The sequence below is a fragment of the Sphingomonas sp. UYAg733 genome, from assembly GCF_054057355.1.
Genome location: NZ_JBSRZE010000004.1, coordinates 81030 through 101567 on the forward strand (window position 1 = coordinate 81030; position 20538 = coordinate 101567).

Annotated in this window: 21 protein-coding genes; 13 read left to right on the plus strand and 8 right to left on the minus strand. The window is 63.8% G+C overall.

Features of this window, described 5'->3' with window-relative positions:
* Positions 1–11: 11 nt before the first annotated feature.
* Complete coding sequence (locus ACVWZA_RS09445) at positions 12–245, plus strand: hypothetical protein (RefSeq protein WP_457310946.1); 234 nt, start codon at positions 12–14, stop codon at positions 243–245.
* 308 nt (positions 246–553) lie between these two features.
* Here the strand turns inward: ACVWZA_RS09445 and ACVWZA_RS09450 are convergent, their stop codons facing one another.
* The 3 genes from ACVWZA_RS09450 to ACVWZA_RS09460 are packed head-to-tail and all read right to left on the minus strand — an operon-like array spanning position 554 to position 6968.
* Positions 554–4711 (minus strand): translocation/assembly module TamB domain-containing protein, encoded by a 4158-nt coding sequence (locus ACVWZA_RS09450; protein WP_457310947.1) that lies wholly within the window; start codon positions 4709–4711, stop codon positions 554–556.
* Positions 4708–6705: an autotransporter assembly complex protein TamA gene (locus ACVWZA_RS09455; RefSeq protein WP_457310948.1), complete on the minus strand. Its 1998-nt coding sequence runs from the start codon at positions 6703–6705 to the stop codon at positions 4708–4710. Before ACVWZA_RS09455 ends, ACVWZA_RS09450 begins: the two co-directional genes overlap by 4 nt.
* Positions 6706–6758: 53 nt before the next feature.
* Positions 6759–6968, minus strand: a complete 210-nt coding sequence (locus ACVWZA_RS09460; RefSeq protein WP_183112261.1) for a hypothetical protein — start codon at positions 6966–6968, stop codon at positions 6759–6761.
* A 165-nt stretch (positions 6969–7133) separates the two neighbouring features.
* Between ACVWZA_RS09460 and ACVWZA_RS09465 the strand changes: the two genes are divergently transcribed.
* Positions 7134–7307: a hypothetical protein gene (locus tag ACVWZA_RS09465; RefSeq protein WP_457310949.1), complete on the plus strand. Its 174-nt coding sequence runs from the start codon at positions 7134–7136 to the stop codon at positions 7305–7307.
* A gap of 45 nt (positions 7308–7352) precedes the next feature.
* On the opposite strand, the gene ACVWZA_RS09470 is transcribed toward ACVWZA_RS09465, so the two are convergent.
* Positions 7353–7988, minus strand: coding sequence for a S24 family peptidase (locus ACVWZA_RS09470; RefSeq protein WP_457310950.1), 636 nt, complete (start codon positions 7986–7988; stop codon positions 7353–7355).
* A 100-nt stretch (positions 7989–8088) separates the two neighbouring features.
* On the opposite strand from ACVWZA_RS09470, the gene ACVWZA_RS09475 reads away from it, so the two are divergent.
* Positions 8089–8280 carry a hypothetical protein gene (locus ACVWZA_RS09475; protein ID WP_457310951.1) on the plus strand — a complete coding sequence of 64 codons (192 nt, stop codon included), beginning with the start codon at positions 8089–8091 and terminating at the stop codon, positions 8278–8280.
* Entirely contained in the window at positions 8277–8588 is a 312-nt protein-coding gene (locus tag ACVWZA_RS09480; RefSeq protein WP_457310952.1) for a hypothetical protein, read from the plus strand. Before ACVWZA_RS09475 ends, ACVWZA_RS09480 begins: the two co-directional genes overlap by 4 nt.
* A gap of 3 nt (positions 8589–8591) precedes the next feature.
* On the opposite strand, the gene ACVWZA_RS09485 is transcribed toward ACVWZA_RS09480, so the two are convergent.
* Entirely contained in the window at positions 8592–9569 is a 978-nt protein-coding gene (locus tag ACVWZA_RS09485) for a hypothetical protein (RefSeq protein ID WP_457310953.1), read from the minus strand.
* Positions 9539–10780 (minus strand): TIGR04063 family PEP-CTERM/XrtA system glycosyltransferase, encoded by a 1242-nt coding sequence (locus ACVWZA_RS09490; RefSeq protein WP_457311153.1) that lies wholly within the window; start codon positions 10778–10780, stop codon positions 9539–9541. Before ACVWZA_RS09490 ends, ACVWZA_RS09485 begins: the two co-directional genes overlap by 31 nt.
* Positions 10781–10872: 92 nt before the next feature.
* On the opposite strand from ACVWZA_RS09490, the gene ACVWZA_RS09495 reads away from it, so the two are divergent.
* Genes ACVWZA_RS09495 through ACVWZA_RS09520 form a run of 6 tightly spaced genes read left to right on the plus strand, consistent with a single transcriptional unit; the run spans position 10873 to position 16244 of the window.
* On the plus strand, positions 10873–11034 hold the full coding sequence (locus tag ACVWZA_RS09495; protein ID WP_457310954.1) for a hypothetical protein: 162 nt from the start codon (positions 10873–10875) through the stop codon (positions 11032–11034).
* Positions 11027–12394, plus strand: coding sequence for a putative O-glycosylation ligase, exosortase A system-associated (locus ACVWZA_RS09500; protein ID WP_457310955.1), 1368 nt, complete (start codon positions 11027–11029; stop codon positions 12392–12394). The genes ACVWZA_RS09495 and ACVWZA_RS09500 overlap by 8 nt, the downstream gene beginning before the upstream one ends.
* A gap of 8 nt (positions 12395–12402) precedes the next feature.
* Entirely contained in the window at positions 12403–13557 is a 1155-nt protein-coding gene (locus ACVWZA_RS09505) for an acyltransferase family protein (protein ID WP_457310956.1), read from the plus strand.
* Positions 13558–13598: 41 nt separating this feature from the next.
* Positions 13599–14603: a DNA topoisomerase IB gene (locus tag ACVWZA_RS09510; RefSeq protein ID WP_457310957.1), complete on the plus strand. Its 1005-nt coding sequence runs from the start codon at positions 13599–13601 to the stop codon at positions 14601–14603.
* 10 nt (positions 14604–14613) lie between these two features.
* Positions 14614–15873, plus strand: a complete 1260-nt coding sequence (locus ACVWZA_RS09515) for a mechanosensitive ion channel family protein (RefSeq protein WP_457310958.1) — start codon at positions 14614–14616, stop codon at positions 15871–15873.
* On the plus strand, positions 15870–16244 hold the full coding sequence (locus ACVWZA_RS09520) for a nuclear transport factor 2 family protein (protein WP_457310959.1): 375 nt from the start codon (positions 15870–15872) through the stop codon (positions 16242–16244). The genes ACVWZA_RS09515 and ACVWZA_RS09520 overlap by 4 nt, the downstream gene beginning before the upstream one ends.
* Before the next feature lie 4 nt (positions 16245–16248).
* On the opposite strand, the gene ACVWZA_RS09525 is transcribed toward ACVWZA_RS09520, so the two are convergent.
* The gene (locus tag ACVWZA_RS09525) at positions 16249–17172 is read right to left on the minus strand and encodes a DUF2167 domain-containing protein (RefSeq protein ID WP_457310960.1); all 924 of its coding nucleotides are present in this window, start codon (positions 17170–17172) and stop codon (positions 16249–16251) included.
* Positions 17173–17428: 256 nt separating this feature from the next.
* Here ACVWZA_RS09525 and ACVWZA_RS09530 point away from each other — a divergent pair, with 256 nt between their 5' ends.
* Together ACVWZA_RS09530 and ACVWZA_RS09535 are read left to right on the plus strand one after the other, a co-directional pair.
* Positions 17429–17887 (plus strand): MaoC family dehydratase, encoded by a 459-nt coding sequence (locus ACVWZA_RS09530; RefSeq protein ID WP_457310961.1) that lies wholly within the window; start codon positions 17429–17431, stop codon positions 17885–17887.
* A 121-nt stretch (positions 17888–18008) separates the two neighbouring features.
* Positions 18009–19187, plus strand: a complete 1179-nt coding sequence (locus tag ACVWZA_RS09535; RefSeq protein ID WP_457310962.1) for an acetyl-CoA C-acyltransferase — start codon at positions 18009–18011, stop codon at positions 19185–19187.
* Positions 19188–19581: 394 nt separating this feature from the next.
* Here the strand turns inward: ACVWZA_RS09535 and soxR are convergent, their stop codons facing one another.
* On the minus strand, positions 19582–20037 hold the full coding sequence (gene soxR / locus ACVWZA_RS09540) for a redox-sensitive transcriptional activator SoxR (protein ID WP_457310963.1): 456 nt from the start codon (positions 20035–20037) through the stop codon (positions 19582–19584).
* A 93-nt stretch (positions 20038–20130) separates the two neighbouring features.
* On the opposite strand from soxR, the gene ACVWZA_RS09545 reads away from it, so the two are divergent.
* Positions 20131–20511: a VOC family protein gene (locus ACVWZA_RS09545; protein WP_457310964.1), complete on the plus strand. Its 381-nt coding sequence runs from the start codon at positions 20131–20133 to the stop codon at positions 20509–20511.
* Positions 20512–20538 lie beyond the last annotated feature (27 nt).

Consider the following 20538-nt stretch of genomic DNA (forward strand, 5'->3'; position numbering starts at 1 on the left):
AGGGATCGAGGGTGAGAACGATGGTCGTTGCTGCGGCGGTGATGCTGTGGGCGGTGCTGCTCACCGGCATCGGTTATGTCTTCGCCGACGGGATCGAACGGCTGTTCGGCAAGATAAAGTCGGTCGAGCATGTCGTGATCGGCGCGCTGGTCGTGGCGGCGATTGTGGGGCTGGCGATCCATTTCGACCGACGGCGCGGCGCCCACGTCACCTGGCATATTATCACTCTAGTATTTGATATATAAGGGTATTATATAATATTCCACCGAACTGTCGACGGAAAACATATGTTACATATGGGTGTGACATATCTCCCGCCGTCGCAGCCCTACCCCCGTAATTCTTTCACCGACGGCGATTCAACCATGGCACAGGATCGGGCATATCGTCCCCTGTCGGACTTGTTCGGCGCGCTCTTTCTTGGTGTTGAATAAGATTCGCACGGCGACTGCTGGCGGAAGCAACTACGAGCTGAGCCGCCATCCATGCCTCTGATATAACGCTCGATACTCCAAGAACCGCATCCCACCGCCTCACACAGAACGGCCAGGCCCTAATAATCCTTCGACACGCGGACGTTGGCGCTTTGCCGGCCGATGGTCGAGATGCTCGACAATAGCGAGAGCCAGCGCGTGACCTGGAATTCGACCTGGGTCGCGGAGTAGCCCTGGCCGTCGGTGATGATCTCCGCGAACAGGCGCCGGGTAATGTACTTGCCTGCCGCGACCGAGGTGCCCTGCCCGGTCTGCGGATCCGCCGGCAGGATGCGCAGGCGGTCGAGCCCGGCGGCGCGGCGCACCGCGTTGATCGGGTTGAGCCCGCCCTTGCCGTCCTGCAGCGCCGCCACCGCCGCCGCCAGCTGCAGCGCTTCGGGCGCGGACAGGTTGGTGATCGAGGTCCCGAACAACAGGCGCGAAAGCAGCTCGTCCTCGGGCAGCGCCGGCACGCTGGAGAAATTGATCTCTGGCTTCAGCGCGTTGCCGGTGACGCGGATCGTCGCGCGCAGCCCGGTCGAATCGGCGTTGGCGGCGATGTCGAGCGACGGGTTGGCCGGCACCTCCCCCGCAAACAGGATGATGCCGCGTTCGAGTTCGAATTCGCGCCCGGCGAATTCGTAATCGCCGCGGATCAGGTCGGCACGGCCGGTAATAGCCGGGTTTTCAGGTACGCCGCCGATCTTCAGGTCCGCCGACCATTCGCTGGCCAGCCCCAGCCCGCTAACCGTCAACCGGTTGGGCGCGCGCGCATGGATGTCGAGCCGCCACGGTTTGCGTTGCGCGATATCGCCATCATCGTCGCCACCGGGCACGTTGATCTCGCGGATGTTGAGACGTGGTACCGCGCTTGCCGCAGTCGCCTGACCAAGCCGGTAGCGGCTCTTGTCGAGCACGACGTCGCCCGAGATGACGCCGCCCGATCCGCCCGACTTGAAGCTCAGTGGTCCAGTGACGGTTGCCGCAATATCGTCGCGGTTGATCAACTGGGCGCTTTCCGCGCGGACGTTGAGGTCGATGCCGAAACCACGCGCCGCGGCGAGATCGAAGGTACCGGTGCCCGATACGCGCCCGCCCTTGCCGGCATCGGCGCCGAAGCTGTCGATCGCCAGCTTCGACCCACCGAAGCGGCCGCGCGCCTGAACGTTGGTCAGCACGGTACCGGTGGTGCCGCTTTCGATCTTCGCGCCGTTGGCCTGAAGGACACCGCGGATGCGCGGATCCTCGATCGTGCCGCTAAGATCGGCCCCGATCGCAACCGGGCCGGTCAGATCGAATAATTCGATATTGGCGAGCCGCCACAACGTATCGGCGGGTCCATTATAGCGCAGCTGGGCGAACAGCGGCGCGTTGGCGAGCCGCGTCGCGAGATCGCCCGAACCGAGTGGGGTCAGCTGCGCCTGTGCGCGTCCGACCGTCTTGCCGCCACTCGCCATGGTCGCGCGGGCCACCGCCTTGTTGGGCTGGAGCACGGCGGCGATGCCGACATCGATCGGCTGCGACGACAGCACCAGGCCGGAACGTGTCAGGCCGCGCACCGTCATATCCATCCGCCCGGTCGGCGCCTGCCCTTCGCCTTGGGCGAAAACCAGCTTGCCCGAGGCGCTACCGCCAAGGCCGAGCCCGGGAAAACCAATATCGAGAATCGCCAGCGGCATTCGCGTCAGGCTGGCGTCGATCGCGCTCGACCGGCCAGTGAAGCGCCCGGCGATCTGCGCCTCGCCGCCTGCAAAGCTCAGTTTGGCCGGTGCGAGGCGCCAACCATCCCCATCGCGCGTGAAGACCGCCGGGGTGATCAGTTTCAACGGGCGGCGGTCGAGCGTCCCCTGGGCCGAGACGCTATAACTGTCGGGCGTGACCTGAATCACCGACTGGATGTCGAAGGCGCGGCCGCGCGAACCGGCGACCGACACCTTGATCTGCCCGACCCCGCCACGCAGCGTTGCATTGCCGGCGAAGCGCCCGATGGTCAGCGCGCCGCGCCTCAGGCCGTTGCCGGTCGCGGTCGCTTCGATCGAGGTACCGGTCGGGTCGAGCAAGGCAACGAGATCGATATGCCCGCGCCGCAGCGTGATCATGTCGGCGAGCTTGGCTGAAGCGGCATCGAGATGCGCCTCGATCCGCTGCACCGTACCGATCGGGCGCAGCAGCAATTCACCCGAAATGCCACCGCCCGTGACCGCGAGGCGGCCGTTGAAGCCACCATCGGCCACTTGCAGCGCGCCATTCAATCGGGTGCCGCTGACGTCGAGTTGCTCGATCGCGATCGTCGCGTCCTGGCCCGGTGGCAACAGAATCGCGCCATTGCCGGTGAACGGCCCAAGCCGCGATCCGCCGCGCGCGGCGAAGGCGAAACCCTGTGGCGTCGGGTCGAGATGCGCGACGACCTTGGTCAGGCCCATCGTCTCGTTGGGGTGATCGAACACCAGGTCGAGCGTCGGCTTTTCGATCCGCCCGTCAAGCTTGATGGTGAAAGGCCCATAGGTCGCCTGGCGTCCGCTGCCCTCGAAATAGAAAGTCCCGTCGCGGCGACGGAAACCGGTACCGGTGATGCGGATCTGCGGTGCGGTGAGCACCAGCCCCTTGAAGTGGAGGATGCCGTCGGGCGTGCGTTCGAGCCCGGTGACGATGCGCGGCAGGCCGCCGGCGAGCGAACGGAAGAAGGCATTGTCGAGCCGCACCATCTGCGCGGTGCCGCTTCCGATGATGCGCAGACCCTTGCCATTGGGGCCGGGCACGGCCTGCAGTTTGGACGTGACATCGACGATGCCAAGGCCGGGGATCAGATAACGACCGAGCGCGCCGTTGATGCCGACCTCGTAGCGGCCAGTCTTGAGATCGAGGATCAGGTTGATCCGCCCGGCAAGCTTGTCGGAGCGCAAGCGCAGATTGTCCCCGGTGACGAATGTGCTGGTCACGCGCAGCACACCATCGAGCGTCAGGTTGCGCAATATGCCGCCGGCGACATCGCCCACCCCGGTGACGCGCACCGCGCTGAATTTGACCGGCACGAGGATCGGCGATTTCGAAAAGCGCCCCTTGCCCGCCGCTCGCGCAACCTCAAAGCCGTTCTGGTCGAAGGCGAAGCGATCGGCGGTCAGGCGATAATCGAAAGCGGCGGTGGCGAAGGCGCCATTGAGGATCGCGCGCAGCTGAATATTGCGCCCGCTCATATTGGGAAACAAAGCGAGCGGACGCAGCAGTCGGGCGGCGATGCGTACGTTGCGATAGGCGCCTTCGGCCAGGTCGATCACGCCATTGGTGTCGATGGTCAACGCGGCAGTGCGCAGCGCGAGCGTGCCGTCGAGCTGACGATTGGCCAGCGTCGCGGCACCGTTGACAGTGATGCGCGGGCTGGTCAGGCGCATCAACTTGCCCTTGGTGAAGGGTGCCGGCGTCAGCGTGCCGGAGAGCGAATAGCTGCCCGCCTTGTTGCCGAGCTTCAGGTCAACCGCACGGACATCGCCGATATCGCCCTGTGCGCTGCCCTTCCAGATCTTCCACGTGCCGTCGCCCGCGACGTCGAGCGCGATCGGGCGCGCGATGCCGATCATCTTTGCCAGCACGCCATCGGCAGTGCCGCGTGCGCGCACGCCGATGTCGAACTTGTCGCGATCGGGTTCGGCGTCGAGCTTGAGGTTCAAGGCGTCGCTACCCGCAACGACCGCGGCCAGATCGACCAGCGCGCGGCCGGAATGCACGTCTGCCTTTCCCGTGAGCCGTGCGGTGCGGGCTTTACCGGCGACGGCGGGCGCGATGGTCAGCCGGTCGATGCGCAATTCGCCAATACGGATGTCGAAGTCCGGCAGGGTCGGCCCCTTGCGGCCGGTCTTGATCGTCTCGGGTATTTTGGCGAACAGCGCCTGGGGAATGACCAGGCGAGTGATGTCGAGCCGGTTGGAGAGCCAGGCAAAGGGCGACCAGGTCAGTTCGGCACGTGGAGCACGGAATACCAGTCCCTTCTGATCGCGGACGCGTACGTCGATCAGCACCGCCTTAGAAAAGAGCGAGCCATCGATGCGGCCGACGCTATAGCGCAAGCCGTTGGACGGTTTCTGCGCCGCGATCTTGTCGGCGACCCAACGGTGGCCGATGCTGGTATCGAGCACGAACAATGCGAGCGCGACCAGTGCGACCAGGCCCAGCAACGCCGCCAAGAGCCAACGCCACCAGCGCCTGCGCTTGACGGGCAGGACCGCGACCTCGGCCTCGGTCAAAATGCCTGCCCCAGCGAGACATAGACCGCGATCCGTGCGTCGCCTGGTTGACGATTGATCGGCGTGCCGACATCGACGCGAATCGGCCCGAAGTTCGAATAATAACGCACGCCAAGACCCGCGCCGAAGCGGAAGTCGCTGAACTTGGGGATCGCGGATGTATAGATATTGCCGCCGTCGATGAATGGCACGACGCCGAAATTGCCGAATGCCTTGACCCGCGCCTCAAGTGAGAATTCGGTCAGGCTGCGCCCGCCGATCGGATCATTGTTGAGATCGCGTGGGCCGATCCGCTGATAGCCATAGCCGCGCACCGATGCACCGCCGCCGGCATAGAAGCGCCGCGACGGCGCGACCGCGTCGCGCGGCGCACCGGCGATCGTGCCAAGCCGGACCCGTCCGGCGATGACCACGCCATCCTTGATCGGCTGATAAGCGCTGGCATCCACCTGCACCCGGGCATAGCCGAACACACTGCCCTGGAGCGACAGTTCTGGCGACAGACGTCCGCTGAGGCGGAAGCCGCGCGTCGGGTTGAGCAGATCGTCCGACCCGTCATAGCTGAGGCTGGTCGGCAATGCGCCGATGAAGAAGGTGCGGCGGCGCGGTGCGCCGGTCGACACGATCACGTCGCGCTCGTCAGAGGCGACCAGCTCGGCGCCGAGCGACCAGGTCCAGGTCTTCTGGAAAAAGATGTTGGTCTGGCGCTCGATCGCACCGGACAGCGAGAAGGTCTTGGCCTGATAAGCATCGCGATTGAGGTTGGAGGCGATCGCCTGGAATGTCAGCACGCGGTCGCGCGCGTGGAAATTATTGCGGCGGAAGGTCGCCCCTGCCAATTGCTCGCGCGTGCCGAGAACGCCGCGCAGGGTCAGCGCGCCCTCGGGCGGGAACAGGTTGCGGTGCGTCCAGCTTACTTCCGCGCGCGCGCCTTCGCCGGTGCCATAGCCGAGTTCGGCGGCGATGGTGCGTGGCGGTGCCGGTTCGAGCGCGACAGCGATATCGACCGTGCCCGGATCCTTGCCCTCGACCGGCTTGATATCGACAGTCGAGATCAGTCCGGTCTGGATCAGCGCGCGGCGCAGATCGACCAGCGCGGACTGGTCATAAGGCTGGCCCGGCGTGAAACGCGCGATATCCTGGATGTGGTCGGCTCCGAACACGCGGTTGTTAGTCGTCGTGATCTGGCCGAAGCGCCGCTCACCGCCCGGCCTGACCGCCAGGTCAAGCGTCGCGGTGCGTGCGGCGCGATCGACGACGATCTCGGGCTCGCCGATTGTCGCGAAGGGGAAGCCCTTTTGCCCGATCCGCGTACGCAGATTGGCTTCGCCCGCGACGACCGCGTCGGAATTGACCGGATCGTCGGCCTTGATGCCGAACGCGGCACGCAATTCATCGGTCTTGTCGCCGGCCGCAGCGAGGCCGTTGAGCGTGACCCCGCCGAACTTGTACTGCACGCCGGGATCGGCCTCGAGCGTGACCAGCGGACGGCCGCCTTTGGGTTCGATCCGGCTGGTCACGCGCGCGTCGTAATACCCTTCTGCGCGGAGCAGTTCGATGAGCAGGTTCACATCCTCGCGCGCGCGCCGGTCGAGTTGCGCCGCGTTGGCCGGGTCGCCGTCATGCATCTTCAGGGTCGAGACCGCGTCGAAACGCTGGCGCAGCAGCGGCGTGGAAACTGCATCTATGCCTTCAATCGCATAAGCATAACGTGTTTCGCCGGTGATCTCGGGCGTCGCGGAAGGATCGATCGGTTCGGCGGGCATGGCCGACAGGTCGGGCCAGTCGACGCCGATATCCGGGAGCGGCGCGAGCGGCGAATTGGGGTCGAGCGCGCCGGCATCAGGCACGACGGGCTGCACCGCAGGTGGGGCATCGGCGGGAGGCGTGTCGGTCCGGGCGCTGTCCTGCGCACGGGCACAGGGAGCGACGACCACAAAAAGACCCGCAGCAGCGCACAACAACGCGCCACGCCGCCCGACCGACAACGACATGGACCTGTCCTAGACGGACAATTCCCAGAGCAACAGGGGGATAGCGGCTAAGTTTAGTGAATCGTGCCGATCGCGCGATCGACCGAGAGCAGAAGGATCAGCCGCTCGATCTGGCGCCAGCGGCAGAAATGAAGCTGATTGCCGATATCCCGGCTCTTGTCGGCCCGCGCCGCCGCTTCGAAACCGGCATCGTCGCCGAAGCGCGCGATCAGGTCGGTGGCGTCGGCAACGTCATGGCTGGCAAGATACGGCATATACGACATGGATTTCCCCGGCGGCTCTGCACGGGTGCCTTCAATCCGCGTGCCAGATCGGCCGGAGCCAGCAAATGGGCGGGAGACATTGGTAAACGCTTGTTCGCGCCCTGCCCTGCGCATCCCATTGCGGGACGCTGGCGTCCTGTGGTGGGACATGGCAGAGCGGGCGCCATGACAAATACTCCCCGCACCCCCGCCGCCGGCGGTTTCCTGATCGCCGTCGGCGCCGTTGTCGGTGCGGGCGTCGGATTGTTCCTGGACCAACCTACCCTGGGGTTTCTGATGGGGGTCGGTGCCGGCGTTGTGATCGCGGTGGGGATCTGGTTGGCGGGAAGGGAGCGGTAGGTTTTCTTATAGTCCCTTCCATTCAGGGAAGGGATTTGAGAAGTATCACCGCAGGCTGCGTGACAGCCATACGACGCGACCTATTACCTGCACCTCGTTCGCATCCCGGACGGGCATCACGGGAAATGCCGGATTATCGCTGGTGATGGCGAACTGCTCGCCCGCCCGTGCGACGCGCTTGACCATCAGCGAACCGTCGAGCCGGATGACATAGACGCCACCACGGACGGCGACGCGCCGGTCGCCCTCATCGACCATGATCTGGTCGCCATCCTCGATTAGTGGCGTCATCGATTCGCCCTGAGCGCGGATGATCGCGAGCGTGCCGGCGCGGATACCCAGTGTATCGAGCAGGCGGCGGTCGAACGGCGCGTCGCCGATCGCCCTGTCCTCCTCGACCAGTCCGCCCGGCCCGGCCGATGCCACGACATCGAGGCGGCGTACCGATACGATCGATGGCGCTGGCGCCTTGGTCGCGCCGCCGAGTACCGATTCATCCACGCCGAAATAAGCGGCGAGTAATTTACGGTCGCGCTCGGCCAGTACTCGCGGCGAGCCGCGTTTCACATATTGCTGGAGATAGGCGTCATTGCGCCGGAGCATGCGCGACAGCGCGGCAAAACTCTCGCCGCTGTCCGCGACAAGCGCGTCGAGCACCGTGCGTGGGTCAATCGCATCCATCCAGGATCAATAGCATAGGAATTTTCCTAGACAAGTTGGAAATGATGGAACAGATCATGAACATTAGCCGAGTCGAGGGCGAGTTGAGAAGGATCGGGAGATGTCTGTGTTGTGGAAGGTCGAGCGCTATTTACGGCAAACCGGGATGGCCGAGACGAAGTTCGGGCGGCTGGCGCTGAACGATTCGCGACTGGTGCGCGACCTGCGTGGCGGTCGCGAGCCGGGATCGCGCACGGCGGCGCGGATTGAGGCGTTTATCGATATGCGTATCGATTCGGGGGCGTCACGATGAGCCGGGGCCCCGATGCCGCGACATTGCTGGTCCGCGCACTGGGACGCGACGCCGATCTTGCCCGGTGCCCGATCGACATCGGCGCGACGGATTGGACACGCTGGGCCAGCGCAACGTTTTCCGGCGCACGGCACACGATCAGGTTGAGCGCACCGGCATCGGCCCGGCTGGACGCCTGGCTGACCGCTTTACCCGAGGCGGAGATCGACCTGAACGGACATCTGCTGGCAAGTGTCGCGATCGAATCGATACAGCGATCGGGGGATCAGGTGGTGATCGAACTCGAGGCGCTGACCGTCGAGCAATAGGGTTCAGCCCGCGCGGGTCGCCAGCCGACGGAGCGAGACGAGTGCGTCCTGCAACGATTCCTCGCGCGGTGCCGGTGGCGGCGGCGGTGCGGGCGGGGCAGCGACCGCCTCGCGTCGCGTAACGCCCCTTTCGAGCCGATCGAGCAAGGCGTGGATACTGGCCGACGAATCATAATCGACCGCGCGGCGCGGTGCCGGCACGACGACAGGTTCGAAAACGGATAGCTCGGCGACGGTGCCAGGCGCGGACTCGGTAACCGGCTCCGGCGCTGGACGCGTGATCGGGGTCAGTTCGAAGGTCTCGAACCGCTCGCTGGCGTCGAACACCGGCGGCCGCGACGATGCGATGATGACTTGCGCCGACGGCGGGAACCAGTCGAGCGGCTCTTCAGGAATAGCGGACGGATCATAGGCCGATAATGGCTGGTCGAGATCGGCCGGCAGATCCTGTTCGAGCGGTTCCTGATCGATGGGGGGAGCGGGTTCGAATACCGCGTCCTCGATCGCCGCGGGGGTAGATTCCGGGGTCGATTCGATAAACGGATCGAGCGCCGGTTCGGCCACGGCATGGATCGGGCGAGCGCGAACCTCAAGGAACGGTGTACCGAGATCCTGGTTGGCGAAGACGGGGCGGCGCGCCGGAGCGTCGGGATGCGCGTCGGCGCGGCGCAGCACCGGCACGCCATCGCCGGCCTTGCCGGAGAAGGAAATGGTCCGTGCACCAACCAGCAGGAACATGGTGAACCAGGCGACCAGCCCGAGTCCGCCGCCGAAGATGAGGATCAGCGCGGCGCGCGCGGTGCCGCCAAGCGGCGGTTCGGCGGCAGGCACCAGCGCGGCGATACCGCTGTCGAGCACGATTTGCCCGAGGAGGTCCGCAGGCAGCAGCGCAAAGACCAAAGCGGCAAGCGCGGCCACGGCGGCGGCGATAACCGGCGCGAGCGGGAAATTCAGGCGTTTACGACGGGAAAGCGCGACCATGAGTCGCGTGATGCAACAGAGTCGGTAAGTTTTTGGTAAACAGGAGCGTAACGAGCAATATTAACCTGCCAATTGCGCTCCGCCTCAACGAACGCGCGGCCATTTTCCCGCCGCGCATCCCATAAATGCCGATCTCCGAGCAATCCACCCAGCGCGCGCGCCATCGCGGCGGGGTCGTCGGGCGGAAACAATGTGCCGGTTTCACCGTCGCGAATCAGTTCGCGGTGCCCGCCGACATCAGAAGCCGCGACCAGCCGGCGCTGCGCCATCGCCTCGAGCGGCTTCAAGGGGGTAACCAGATCGGTCAGCCGCATACGCTTGCGCGGATAGGCCAGGATATCGATTACGCTGTAATAACGATCGACCTCGGTATGCGGTACACGGCCGATGAATTTTATGTGTTTGGCGACCGATGATGCCGCTGCTTGCGCGCGCAACGCCTGCTCCATCGGGCCGCCACCGACCAGTACGAGATGCGCCTTGGGTCGCGCGGCGACCAGCGCGGGCATCGCCGCGATCAGGTCGTCGAGCCCTTCATAATCGTAGAAGCTGCCGATGAACCCAATCACCTCGGCGCCGTTGAGGCCGAGCGATAGCGCGAGCGGCGCATCATATTCGAGCGGCGCGCCAAATACCGTCAGGTCGACGCCATTGGGCGAGACGAAGATCTTGGCCGGATCGACACCGCGCTCCACCAGATCGCGGCGCAAGCCTTCGCAGATCACCGCAACCGCATCGGCCTTGCCCACCGCCCAGGTTTCGAGCGAACGCGTCGCGCGGTAGCGCGGCGACCCTTCGCGCCCGGTGCCGTTACCGACCGCCGCGTCTTCCCAAAAAGCGCGGATCTCATAGACCAGGGGCAGGCGGCGCTTGCGCGCGACGCGCAGCGCGGCCACCGCGTCGAGCACCGGCGAATGCGCGTGGAGGATATCGGGTTTGAATTCGTCGACCGCCGCCGCGATTCGCTTGGCGAAGCCGTGGATCTCGCGCAGTTCGCCAAATGGACTCGGCCAGTCCTTCTTCGGCGGCGTGCGGTGGAAATCGATTCCATCGACCTGCTCGAACATGACGTCGCTCGCGCCGTGGCGCGGGCCGGTAACCGCCGCGACCTGCCACCCGCGGCGCAACTGCGCTTTCAGGATGGCGCGGGTGCGGAAGGTATAACCGCTCTGCAGCGGCAGACCGTGATCGAGGACGTGGAGGATGCGCATCGCCAGCGTGACTGCCACACAGTGTTTAACGGCACGTCAACCCGGAGGCGCTAAGCCAGGCATCAGGACAGCTGAAGGCACGTGCGAAGGACATGATCGACAATCTCGCGCTCGCGATCAGCCACGGCCTGATGCTGCTCGCCGCGTGGCTGTTGCTGCGCCGCCCCGATCTCGATCACGAGCCGGGTCCGAACGATATCGCCGGCGACATTCACAAAGCCAAGCCGCGACCGGGGGAAAAACCCGGTGCGTGATCTCGTCTTTGTCGGTTTCCTCGCGTCCTTCTTCGCGCTCGGCTTTCGCAAGCCGTTCCTGTTCGTGCTCGTCTATGTCTATATCGACATCGTCAGCCCGCAACGGCTGACCTATCTCATGCTCAATTCGGTGCCGATCTCGCTGATCGCGGCAGGACTGGCGGTGGCGGCATGGGCGCTGATCGACGACAAGCGCGACACACGCATCGCGCCGCGCCAGTTCCTGATCGTACTGCTGCTCTTCTACTGCTCCCAAACGACACGGTCGGCTGATTTCCCGATCGAGGCGCTCGATAAGTGGGACTGGGTATGGAAGGCGCTGGCCTTCGCCGCGTTCCTGCCGCTCACGCTCCGCACCAAACTGCGCATCGAATCGCTGCTGCTGATCATGATTCTGTCGGCGGCGTCGATCATCATCGTCGGCGGAATCAAGACGATCGCTTCGGGCGGCGGCGGATATGGCGAACTCAACCTGATGGTGACCAACAACTCCGGTCTCTATGAGGGGAGCACAATCTCCGCGGTGGCGATCGCGATCATCCCGGTGATCCTGTGGTTCACCCGCCACGGCACGATCTTCAAGCCCGACTGGAAGGTGAAGGGCTTTTGCTACGCGCTGATCTTCGCCTGTTTGCTGATCCCGGTCGGCACTTCGACGCGCACCGGGTTGTTGTGCATCGGCTTGCTCGCCGCGCTGATGATCCGCGATACCAAGCGCAAGGGACTTTATATCGGCGTACTGGCGATGATGGGCGTCGCGGCGATCCCGTTCCTGCCCAGCACCTTCACCGACCGGATGAGCACGATCAAGAGCTACAAGGCGGATGAATCCGCATCGACCCGGCTTGCGGTGTGGAAATGGACGATGGAGTACGCCAAGATCCATCCGTTCGGCGGCGGTTTCGAAATGTACCGCCAGAACCAGATCCGCTACGACACCGAAAAGGTCGAGAATGTCGACGGGCAGCAAACGGTCGAGAAGAAACTGACGGTCGACAAGGCTCGCGCATTCCACAGCGCCTATTTCGAAATGCTCGGCGAACAGGGTTATCCCGGCCTGGTGCTGTGGCTGATCATCAATGTGACAGGCATCGTGCGCATGGAAGTGGTGCGGCGGCGTTACCGCAAGCCCCTGCCGGGTCAGGAATGGATCGCGCCACTCGCCAGCGCACTGCAAAGCGGGCACATCGTCTATCTGCTCGGCGCGGCGTTCATCGCGATCGCCTTCCAGCCCTTTGTCTATATGCTGATGGGGGCGCAGATCGGGCTCGACACCTATCTCGAGCGCAAGCGCCGCGAAGAGGCATGGCGACCGATCCGCAAACAACGCCCGGCGGCGCTTGAGCCGATCCTGCCCTGATGGTTGGCATGATCGCAAAACACGAACTGCGTGCGCTGACCAGCATGCGCGGCATCGCGGCGTGGTTCGTCGTGCTTTATCATATCCGCCTGTCGATCGCCGGCCTGCCCGCGTCTTGGGTCGGTTTCTTCGCCAAAGGATATTTGGCGGTCGATTTCTTCTTCCTGCTCTCGGGCTTCGTGATCTGGTTGAGCTGGGGCGAGAAGTTCCGCGACGTCGGGTTCGCCGCGATGCCCGGCTTCCTGCACAAGCGTATCGCGCGGATCTGGCCGCTGCATCTATTCATGCTCGGGTGCGCGGTCGGCCTTGCCTTGTTATTCACCGCGACCGGGCGCCTGGACGAGGCGGATTATCCATTACGCGAACTCCCGCTGCACATCGCACTGGTGCAGAATTGGGGGTTCACCGGACAGCTGAGCTGGAACGATCCAAGCTGGTCGATCAGCACGGAGCTGGGCGCCTACCTGCTCTTCCCGCTGCTCACCCTGGCGATCGACTGGCGGCGCGTGCCGAGTTGGGCGGTTCTGGCCGCGATCATGTCGCTGATCGTACTGCTGCATGCGACGATGGCGCGCGGTGGCGCGCCGACGCTGGGCACAGATATCCCGCGCTTCGGGCTGATCCGTTGCGTGATCGAATTCGCCGCCGGGACCGCGATCTGTGCGCTCTGGGTAAGGTGGAAAGCGCGTCCGGGCACACCGGCGACCATTTCGGCGATGATCGCGCTAGTGATCGCGCTGCTCTGGGCGGCGGGCATGCCCGAAACGCTTGCGGTGCCCGCGCTGTTCGCTGCGCTGCTGCTGGCGCTGGCACTGACCTCTGGCATACGGCGCAATCCGCTCGACAATGGCGCGCTGCATTATCTCGGCGAGATCAGCTATGCGACCTATCTCGGTCACTTCCTGCTGTTCGTGGTGTTCAAGCTCGCGCTGGTCGACGATCCGCGCGCGGTCCCGCCGATACTGGTCGCGCTGTTCCTGTTGCTCGTGCTCGGGAGCTCGGTCGCGCTCTACCATCTGGTCGAGCGGCCGGCACAGAAATGGGTCAATTCAATAAAACTCCTCCCCGACACGGGGAGGGGGCGCTCCCCAAGCGGAACGTTGCCGGCCCACCCCCTCCACCATGCCGTGCATGGTCCCCCTCCCCGTGCCGGGGAGGAGTGAACGAACGGAACCTCCTCCCTGCCCCGCGCATTTCCCGTCGCATGGCGAAGATCATCTATTGCGACGACAGCGAGCCCGGCATCACGCGCAAGAAGATGCGCCATGGCTGGGGATATTTCGACACCGACGGCAAGCGCATCACCGATCGCGACGAGATCGACCGGCTCAACGCGGTCGGCCTCCCGCCCGCCTATCGTGACGCGTGGTATTGCCCGAAGGCCAATGGCCATATCCAGGCGGTCGGCTGGGACGAGAAAGCCCGCAAGCAATATCGCTATCACGCCGAATTCCGCGAGGCGCAGGAATCCGCCAAGTATGAGCTGTGCGCGCCGTTCGGCCGCGACTTGCCCAAGCTGCGTGCCCGCGTCGAAAAGGATCTCAAGCGCCGTGGCATCGGCAAGGAAACGGCGGTCGCGGCGATCGTTCGGTTGCTCGATCTGGGCCATGTGCGGATCGGCAATGAAGGATATGTGAAGGCGAATAAGAGCTTTGGCGCGACCACCCTGCGCAAGCGCCACGCCAAGCTCAGGGGCCAGACGCTGAAACTTCAATACAAGGCCAAGTCGGGCAAGCTGCGCGTGCTGACCATCACCGACCGGTCGCTCAGCCGCTTCGTCAAGAAATGTTCGGACTTGCCCGGCCAGCATCTGTTCCGCTGGCTCGCCAGCGACGGCGAGGCGCGGCCGGTCACGTCGTCCGACGTCAACGACTATATCCGCGAGGCGATGGGCGAGGATTATACGGCCAAGCATTTCCGCACCTGGAGCGCAAGCGTGCTTGCGTTCGAGGCACTGGCCTGTGCTGACCGCGACATCAGCCTGAAGACGATGCTCGAGCCGGTCACCGAGGCCCTTGGCAACACGCCGGCCATCGCGCGTAAATCCTATGTCCATCCCGCGCTGATCGCGCTGGTCAAGGACGGGCAGACGGTGTTCCGCGAGGGCTGCGCGCTGCCCCGTCGCGGGCAACATCTGTCGCGAGCCGAGCGCGGCCTGATCGATTTCCTCGAATCCGAAAGACTTGGCCCCAACGCCAAGGCCGCCTAGGTCCCCCGGCATGGCAAGCAGCAACATCACCGCCGCCGCTTCGGCGCGCAAGATCGATTCAACGAGCTTTGACGACCAGGCGCAGAGCCTCGTCAATGTCAGCCTCGTCTGGGTTCAGACCCATTGGTTACAAATCATCATCGCAATCGGTGTCGCTACCGCAATCGTACTGGCGCTTCATTTCGCGCGCCACCTTGGTAACAAATTGTGCGAGCGCAGCCCGGGGACAGCCGGCTGGGGCAAGGTGTTCGGCCAGGCGATCGGTAAGACCGGCAATTTCTTCATCATCATGGTCGCGGCGAAACTGGTCAGCGGCTATGCCAATGCGCCCCCCCAAATCTCCACGACGATCAATTTCCTGTTCACCCTTTCCGCCGTGTTCCAGGCAGCGATCTGGGCGCGCGAGATCATCCTCGGCACGATCGAGCATCGCACCCAATCGGAGCATTATTCGGGCGAGGCGCTGGGCAGCGCGATGGGCATCATCCGCCTGCTCGTGACCTTCGCGCTGTTCGCGATCGCGCTGATCGTCGTGCTCGACAATCTCGGGGTAAACGTCACTGGCCTGGTCGCCGGCCTGGGTGTCGGTGGCATCGCCATCGGCCTCGCCGCGCAAGGCATCTTTGCCGATCTGTTCGCGGCACTGGCGATCATCTTCGACCGGCCGTTCCGGCGCGGCGACGCGATCACCTATGACACATCGTCGGGCACGGTCGAGGCGATCGGACTGAAATCGACGCGGATCCGCGCCCCCACCGGGGAAGAGCGGATCATCGCCAACAAGAACCTGCTCGACAAGGAAATCCTCAACAATACGCAGCGCGCTTATCGGCGGGTCAAATTCACGCTCACACTGGTGCAATGGACGCCGATCGAGGTAATGGACCGCCTGTCTGACATGCTCAAAGAAGTCGTCGAGGGATGCGGATACAAGTTCGTACGCGCCGGATTCCTCAACTTCGGCGCCAACAGCTATGATTTCGACCTGGAGTTTGATTCCGAGACCGCCGCGTTCGAGGATTTCTTCAACGCGCGCAACGCCGTCGGCCTCGCGATAATTCGACGTTTCAACAACGAGGATATCGAGCTCGCCTATCCGACCCAGACTGCATTCACCGCCGCGCCGCAGGGCGGGATGATCTATCCCTATCCCACCGAGGAACCGGTGGAACCGGTGAAGCCTAGAGTGAAGGCACCGCCGCCCGAAGCAAAAGGGCCCCCTGTGCTGTCGCATGACCGTTCGGCGGTCGATCAGGATGGGCATTCATGACCGAACAGGACAGCCACGAAGCGATCGTGCGCGCCCAGTGCGAGGCATTTCGCGATCGCCGCCGTGCCGACAGCGAGGCGCTGCTGGCGGATGACTTCACGTTCACCAGCCCCTATGACGACGCGATCGACCGCGCCGCCTTTTTCGAACGCTGCTGGCCCAATGGCGATCGCTTCACCAGTTTCGACATAGAGCGCGTGACGAGCGATGCTCAGGGAGCGTTCGTGACCTATCTTGTCACGGCCGATGGCGGCGCGCAGTTTCGCAACACGGAATATCTGACCGTCCATGACGGCCAGATACACAGCGTCGATGTGTATTTCGGCGCAAGCTATGAAGCCGGCAAGTTCGTCGCCAAACCGCCGTCCTAGGCGATCAAATCATGTCGGGGTCTTTGGGTTTGCCGAACAGGCCCTTGGCCCAGCGTCCGATCGCCGCGCCGGCGACGAGCAGCAGGATGATGAATTTCTTGCCGAAGCCAAGGACCAGCGCGAGGAAGCCGAGCTTCTTCGCCGCAGCCACGCCGACGCCGGCGGCAACCAGGCCGGCCAGGCCATATTCGGCCTTTTTGTCGATGTTCGAATCGAAATCGGCATAGGTCGCGCCGGGCGAGAACGTCGCCGCCTTGCCGAAAATGGCCGCAGCGTCGCGCACCTCGGCGAGATGGCCCATATCCGACACCATATTGAGGCTGAGTACGCCGCGCCGTCCAAGCAGGCGAACATCGTAATTGAGCGAATCCACCTGGTCGCCGTCGACGCGGAAATCACGCGCCCAGATCAGCGCGTGCCGCCTGGCGTCATAGGCGGGCGGCTGCGCCCAGCCGACCAGGTGGGATTCGGGGTAACCGGCCTGTTTGCGCGCAGCGTTGCGCTCGACCTCGCCGCTGCGCACATCGGCCAGTACCTGATTATAGTCGGCGGTCGCGGCGTCGCTGTCCGGGACATAACCCGATGGTTCGTAAGTGACGACCGCGCCCCAGATATTGTCGGTCACTGTCTTGTCGGCGGGCAGGACCAGGCCGAGCACGTCGCTGACCGCGGCAGGCGGATTGCCCCACACATCGGTCAGCACCTTCTTCGCTTCGTCCGGACCGAGGAAATAGTAATTGTCGCCGAGATGCAGCACCGCCTTGGCGCCCGGTATCGCCACATCGCCCTTCTGCTTGTGCAATCCCTTTTCGAACTGAACGAGCGCGGGTGGAAGGCGCTGCGCCGCATCGTTCTGCGCATGCGCAGGCGCGCCCAGCGCTACTGCCATGCTCAGCGCCATCGCGCCGGTCGCAACCTTGATCCTCATGCCCCTAATCCCCCGATTAAACGGCGATTCGCCGCGGACAAACCTCGCCCGACTCCGTGGCGTGGGTCAAGTCGAGCCGCGCGGCGCAGGTTTTTGAATATAGGGTTCGCTATTTCCCGTCCCAAGGCACGCGGATTTGCAGCGCCCGACGCTACGGTATCAACGATCTTCCGGTTTACGGTCGGTCGAGGCTTGCCGAAATGGGGTGACGACGCCTATCTGACCCGCAACAGCGAGCAGGCGCGAAAGGAATGCGATGACGACGATCAGCGTACAGGAAATGGCGGGCCGGATCGGCACCGAATCCGTTTCCGACTGGGTCGAGGTGAGCCAGGAGATGATCGACAAGTTCGCCGACGCGACCGGCGACCATCAGTTCATCCATGTGAACCCGGAAATGGCCAAGATGACGCCGTTCGGCGGGACCATCGCGCATGGTTTCCTGACTTTGTCGCTGATGCCTTTGCTGTCGTCCAAGATCATCGATCCGGTGAAGATCGACGGCGTGAAGATGGGCGTGAACTATGGCGGCAACAAAGTCCGCTTCCTGACGCCCGTCCGCTCCGGCAAGCGCGTGCGCGGCCGTTTCAAGCTGATCGAATTCGCCGAAAAGCGCCCCGGCCAGTGGCAGCAGACCAACGAATTCACCGTCGAGATCGAGGGTGAGGACAAGCCGGCGATGATCGCCGAATGGATCAGCCAGATTTTCGTTTGACGCCCAACCCATCACCGTCATGTCGGCGCAGGCTGGCATCTCCAGGTTAGGGCCGAAGCATCAGCCAACCGGGAGACCCCAGCCTTCGCTGGGGTGACGATCACAAAAAGGATAACCACCCATGCGTTCCGCCGTCATCGTCTCCACCGCCCGTACCCCGATCGGCCGCGCCTATCGCGGTGCGTTCAACAACACCCCTGCCCCGACGCTCGCCAGCCATTCGATCAAGGCGGCGGTCGAGCGCGCCGGGATCGATGGCGCCGAGGTCGATGACGTGGTGTTCGGCTGCGCGCTGCAGCAGGGTCACCAGGCCGGCAATATCGCACGCACATCGTTGCTCCGCGCCGGACTGCCCGTCTCGGTCGCCGGCATGTCGATCGACCGCCAATGCGCGTCGGGCCTGATGGCGATCGCCACCGCGGCAAAGCAGATCATCACCGATAACATGGACATCACCATCGGCGGCGGCGTGGAGAGCATTTCGCTCGTCCAGACCCCGCAGATGCGCGTCGCGCCCGACCCCGAACTGATCGCGATGCACAAGGACGTGTACATGCCGATGCTCGGCACGGCCGAAGTCGTCGCCAAGCGCTACGGCATCAGCCGCGATGCGTGCGACGAATATGCCTATCAGTCGCAGATGCGTACCGCCGCCGCCCAGGCCGCGGGTTATTACGACAAGGAAATCGTGCCGGTCACCGCGAACATGGCGATCGTCAACAAGGAGACCAAGGAGGTCACTTACAAGGAAGTGACGCTCAGCAAGGACGAAGGCAACCGGCCCGAAACCACGCTGGAGGGCCTGAAGGCGCTGCAGCCGGTAATGGGTCCGGGCATGAACGTCACCGCCGGCAACGCCAGCCAGCTGTCCGACGGTTCGTCGGCGAGCGTGCTGATGGAAGAAGCGATCGCGTCGAAGCGCGGCCTGACCCCGCTTGGCCGCTATGTCGGCATGGCGGTCGGCGGCACCGAGCCCGACGAAATGGGCATCGGCCCGGTCGTCGCGATCCCCAAGCTGCTGCAGCGTTTCGGCCTGAAAATGGACGATATCGGCCTGTGGGAGCTGAACGAAGCATTCGCGGTGCAGGTACTGTATTGCCGCGACAAGCTCGGCATTCCTGACGAACTGCTCAACGTCAGCGGCGGCGCGATCTCGATCGGCCATCCTTATGGCATGACCGGCGCGCGCGCGACCGGCCATGCGCTGATCGAAGGCAAGCGCCGCCGCGCGAAGTACGTCGTCGTGACGATGTGCATCGGTGGCGGCCAGGGTGCCGCCGGTCTGTTCGAGGTGCTTTGAGCGGCCGACAAGTCAGATTCTGTACCACTGCGTCGTTGACACAATGGGAGAAAATATGAGCCCCGGCCGCGTCAGCGACCGGGGCTCAAACATTTGCGACTTGATCATCGGACGCGCAGCTCTTGCCACCACCATCTCGACAACGCCCGTGCAATGGCTATCGAATAGGGTTCTAGATTACTGATATAAAATGATTTTATTGATGGGGCCTCGGCCAGAGATATGTTACATATGGGTGTAACATATCTCTGCCCGACACTTTCGACAGCACTGCCGGTGATGCCGATTCAACCATTGCAGGATTTCTGGAAATTAGCGCTTGCCGGGCTTGAACCGGCTCGCTCTTTCTTATTGTCCGACGAGCACCTTTCATCCTGAATGTTTCAGATGAAAACTACTCGCCGACTCGGTCACCGATCACATAACGCGGCCCCGCTCCCTTCGCGGCGGCGCGGTCCCCAGGATTGTACAATGCGCATTTCCTGAGCGACAGGCAGCCGCAGCCGATACAGCCATCGAGCAGGTCGCGGGTCCGGGTCAGCGCCGCGATCCGATCGTCGAGCATGATGCGCATGCCGGCGCTCATCTGTCGCCAATCGCTCGCATTGGGCGTGCGTTCGCCCGGCAGTTTCGCCAGCTCCGCCCTGATCGCCTCGATCGACAAGCCGAGCTGCTGCGCGATCAGGATAAACGACAGGCGGCGGATGTCGGAGCGCAGGAAACGCCGTTGCCGGCCCGCGTTTCGAAATGGGCTGAGCAGACCCTTCGCCTCATAGAAGCGGATTGCCGATACCGATACGCCGGCACGGGCGGCGAGATCGCCGATCGAAATGATGTCGTTTGCCCGCATGTCCGAGCCTTTCGAAAATAGCTTGACCTCAACTTAGGTTGAGGTTGCAAAAGGCCTGCGTCAACCCGAATCGGCAATAAGGAGCCCGACCCTATGACGCACGCACAACTCGAACACGCCAATCTGACGGTCAGCGATCCCGAACGCTCGGCGCATATGGCGGAAATGCTGTTCGGCTGGGAGGAGCGCTGGCGCGGTCCCGCACGCGACGGCGGCTTCACCATCCATGTCGGCAACGAGACCGACTATATCGCCTTCTACACCGGGCCACATGGTCAGCACCCCACCAAGCGTTATCCCAAAGGTGAGCCGCTCAACCATATCGGCGTGCTGGTCGACGACCTCGATGAGGTCGAAAAGCGCGTCATCGCACTGGGGCTCGAGCCCTTCTCGCATGGTGACTACGCGCCCGGGCGCCGCTTCTATTTCCTCGATCCGGACGGGATCGAGTTCGAGGTGGTGAGCTATGCATGAATTTGCACAGTGAAACGTGAACGAGTA

What these genes read in the sequence shown, in the direction of transcription:
- ACVWZA_RS09455 (WP_457310948.1), bottom strand. Translation starts at nt 6,705, where the DNA reads ATGTCGTTGTCGGTCGGGCGGCGTGGCGCGTTGTTGTGCGCTGCTGCG.
- ACVWZA_RS09460 (WP_183112261.1), bottom strand. Translation starts at nt 6,968, where the DNA reads ATGTCGTATATGCCGTATCTTGCCAGCCATGACGTTGCCGACGCCACC.
- ACVWZA_RS09465 (WP_457310949.1), top strand. Translation starts at nt 7,134, where the DNA reads ATGACAAATACTCCCCGCACCCCCGCCGCCGGCGGTTTCCTGATCGCC.
- ACVWZA_RS09470 (WP_457310950.1), bottom strand. Translation starts at nt 7,988, where the DNA reads ATGGATGCGATTGACCCACGCACGGTGCTCGACGCGCTTGTCGCGGAC.
- ACVWZA_RS09475 (WP_457310951.1), top strand. Translation starts at nt 8,089, where the DNA reads ATGTCTGTGTTGTGGAAGGTCGAGCGCTATTTACGGCAAACCGGGATG.
- ACVWZA_RS09480 (WP_457310952.1), top strand. Translation starts at nt 8,277, where the DNA reads ATGAGCCGGGGCCCCGATGCCGCGACATTGCTGGTCCGCGCACTGGGA.
- ACVWZA_RS09485 (WP_457310953.1), bottom strand. Translation starts at nt 9,569, where the DNA reads ATGGTCGCGCTTTCCCGTCGTAAACGCCTGAATTTCCCGCTCGCGCCG.
- ACVWZA_RS09490 (WP_457311153.1), bottom strand. Translation starts at nt 10,780, where the DNA reads ATGCGCATCCTCCACGTCCTCGATCACGGTCTGCCGCTGCAGAGCGGT.
- ACVWZA_RS09495 (WP_457310954.1), top strand. Translation starts at nt 10,873, where the DNA reads ATGATCGACAATCTCGCGCTCGCGATCAGCCACGGCCTGATGCTGCTC.
- ACVWZA_RS09505 (WP_457310956.1), top strand. Translation starts at nt 12,403, where the DNA reads ATGATCGCAAAACACGAACTGCGTGCGCTGACCAGCATGCGCGGCATC.
- ACVWZA_RS09510 (WP_457310957.1), top strand. Translation starts at nt 13,599, where the DNA reads ATGGCGAAGATCATCTATTGCGACGACAGCGAGCCCGGCATCACGCGC.
- ACVWZA_RS09515 (WP_457310958.1), top strand. Translation starts at nt 14,614, where the DNA reads ATGGCAAGCAGCAACATCACCGCCGCCGCTTCGGCGCGCAAGATCGAT.
- ACVWZA_RS09520 (WP_457310959.1), top strand. Translation starts at nt 15,870, where the DNA reads ATGACCGAACAGGACAGCCACGAAGCGATCGTGCGCGCCCAGTGCGAG.
- ACVWZA_RS09525 (WP_457310960.1), bottom strand. Translation starts at nt 17,172, where the DNA reads ATGAGGATCAAGGTTGCGACCGGCGCGATGGCGCTGAGCATGGCAGTA.
- ACVWZA_RS09530 (WP_457310961.1), top strand. Translation starts at nt 17,429, where the DNA reads ATGACGACGATCAGCGTACAGGAAATGGCGGGCCGGATCGGCACCGAA.
- ACVWZA_RS09535 (WP_457310962.1), top strand. Translation starts at nt 18,009, where the DNA reads ATGCGTTCCGCCGTCATCGTCTCCACCGCCCGTACCCCGATCGGCCGC.
- soxR (WP_457310963.1), bottom strand. Translation starts at nt 20,037, where the DNA reads ATGCGGGCAAACGACATCATTTCGATCGGCGATCTCGCCGCCCGTGCC.
- ACVWZA_RS09545 (WP_457310964.1), top strand. Translation starts at nt 20,131, where the DNA reads ATGACGCACGCACAACTCGAACACGCCAATCTGACGGTCAGCGATCCC.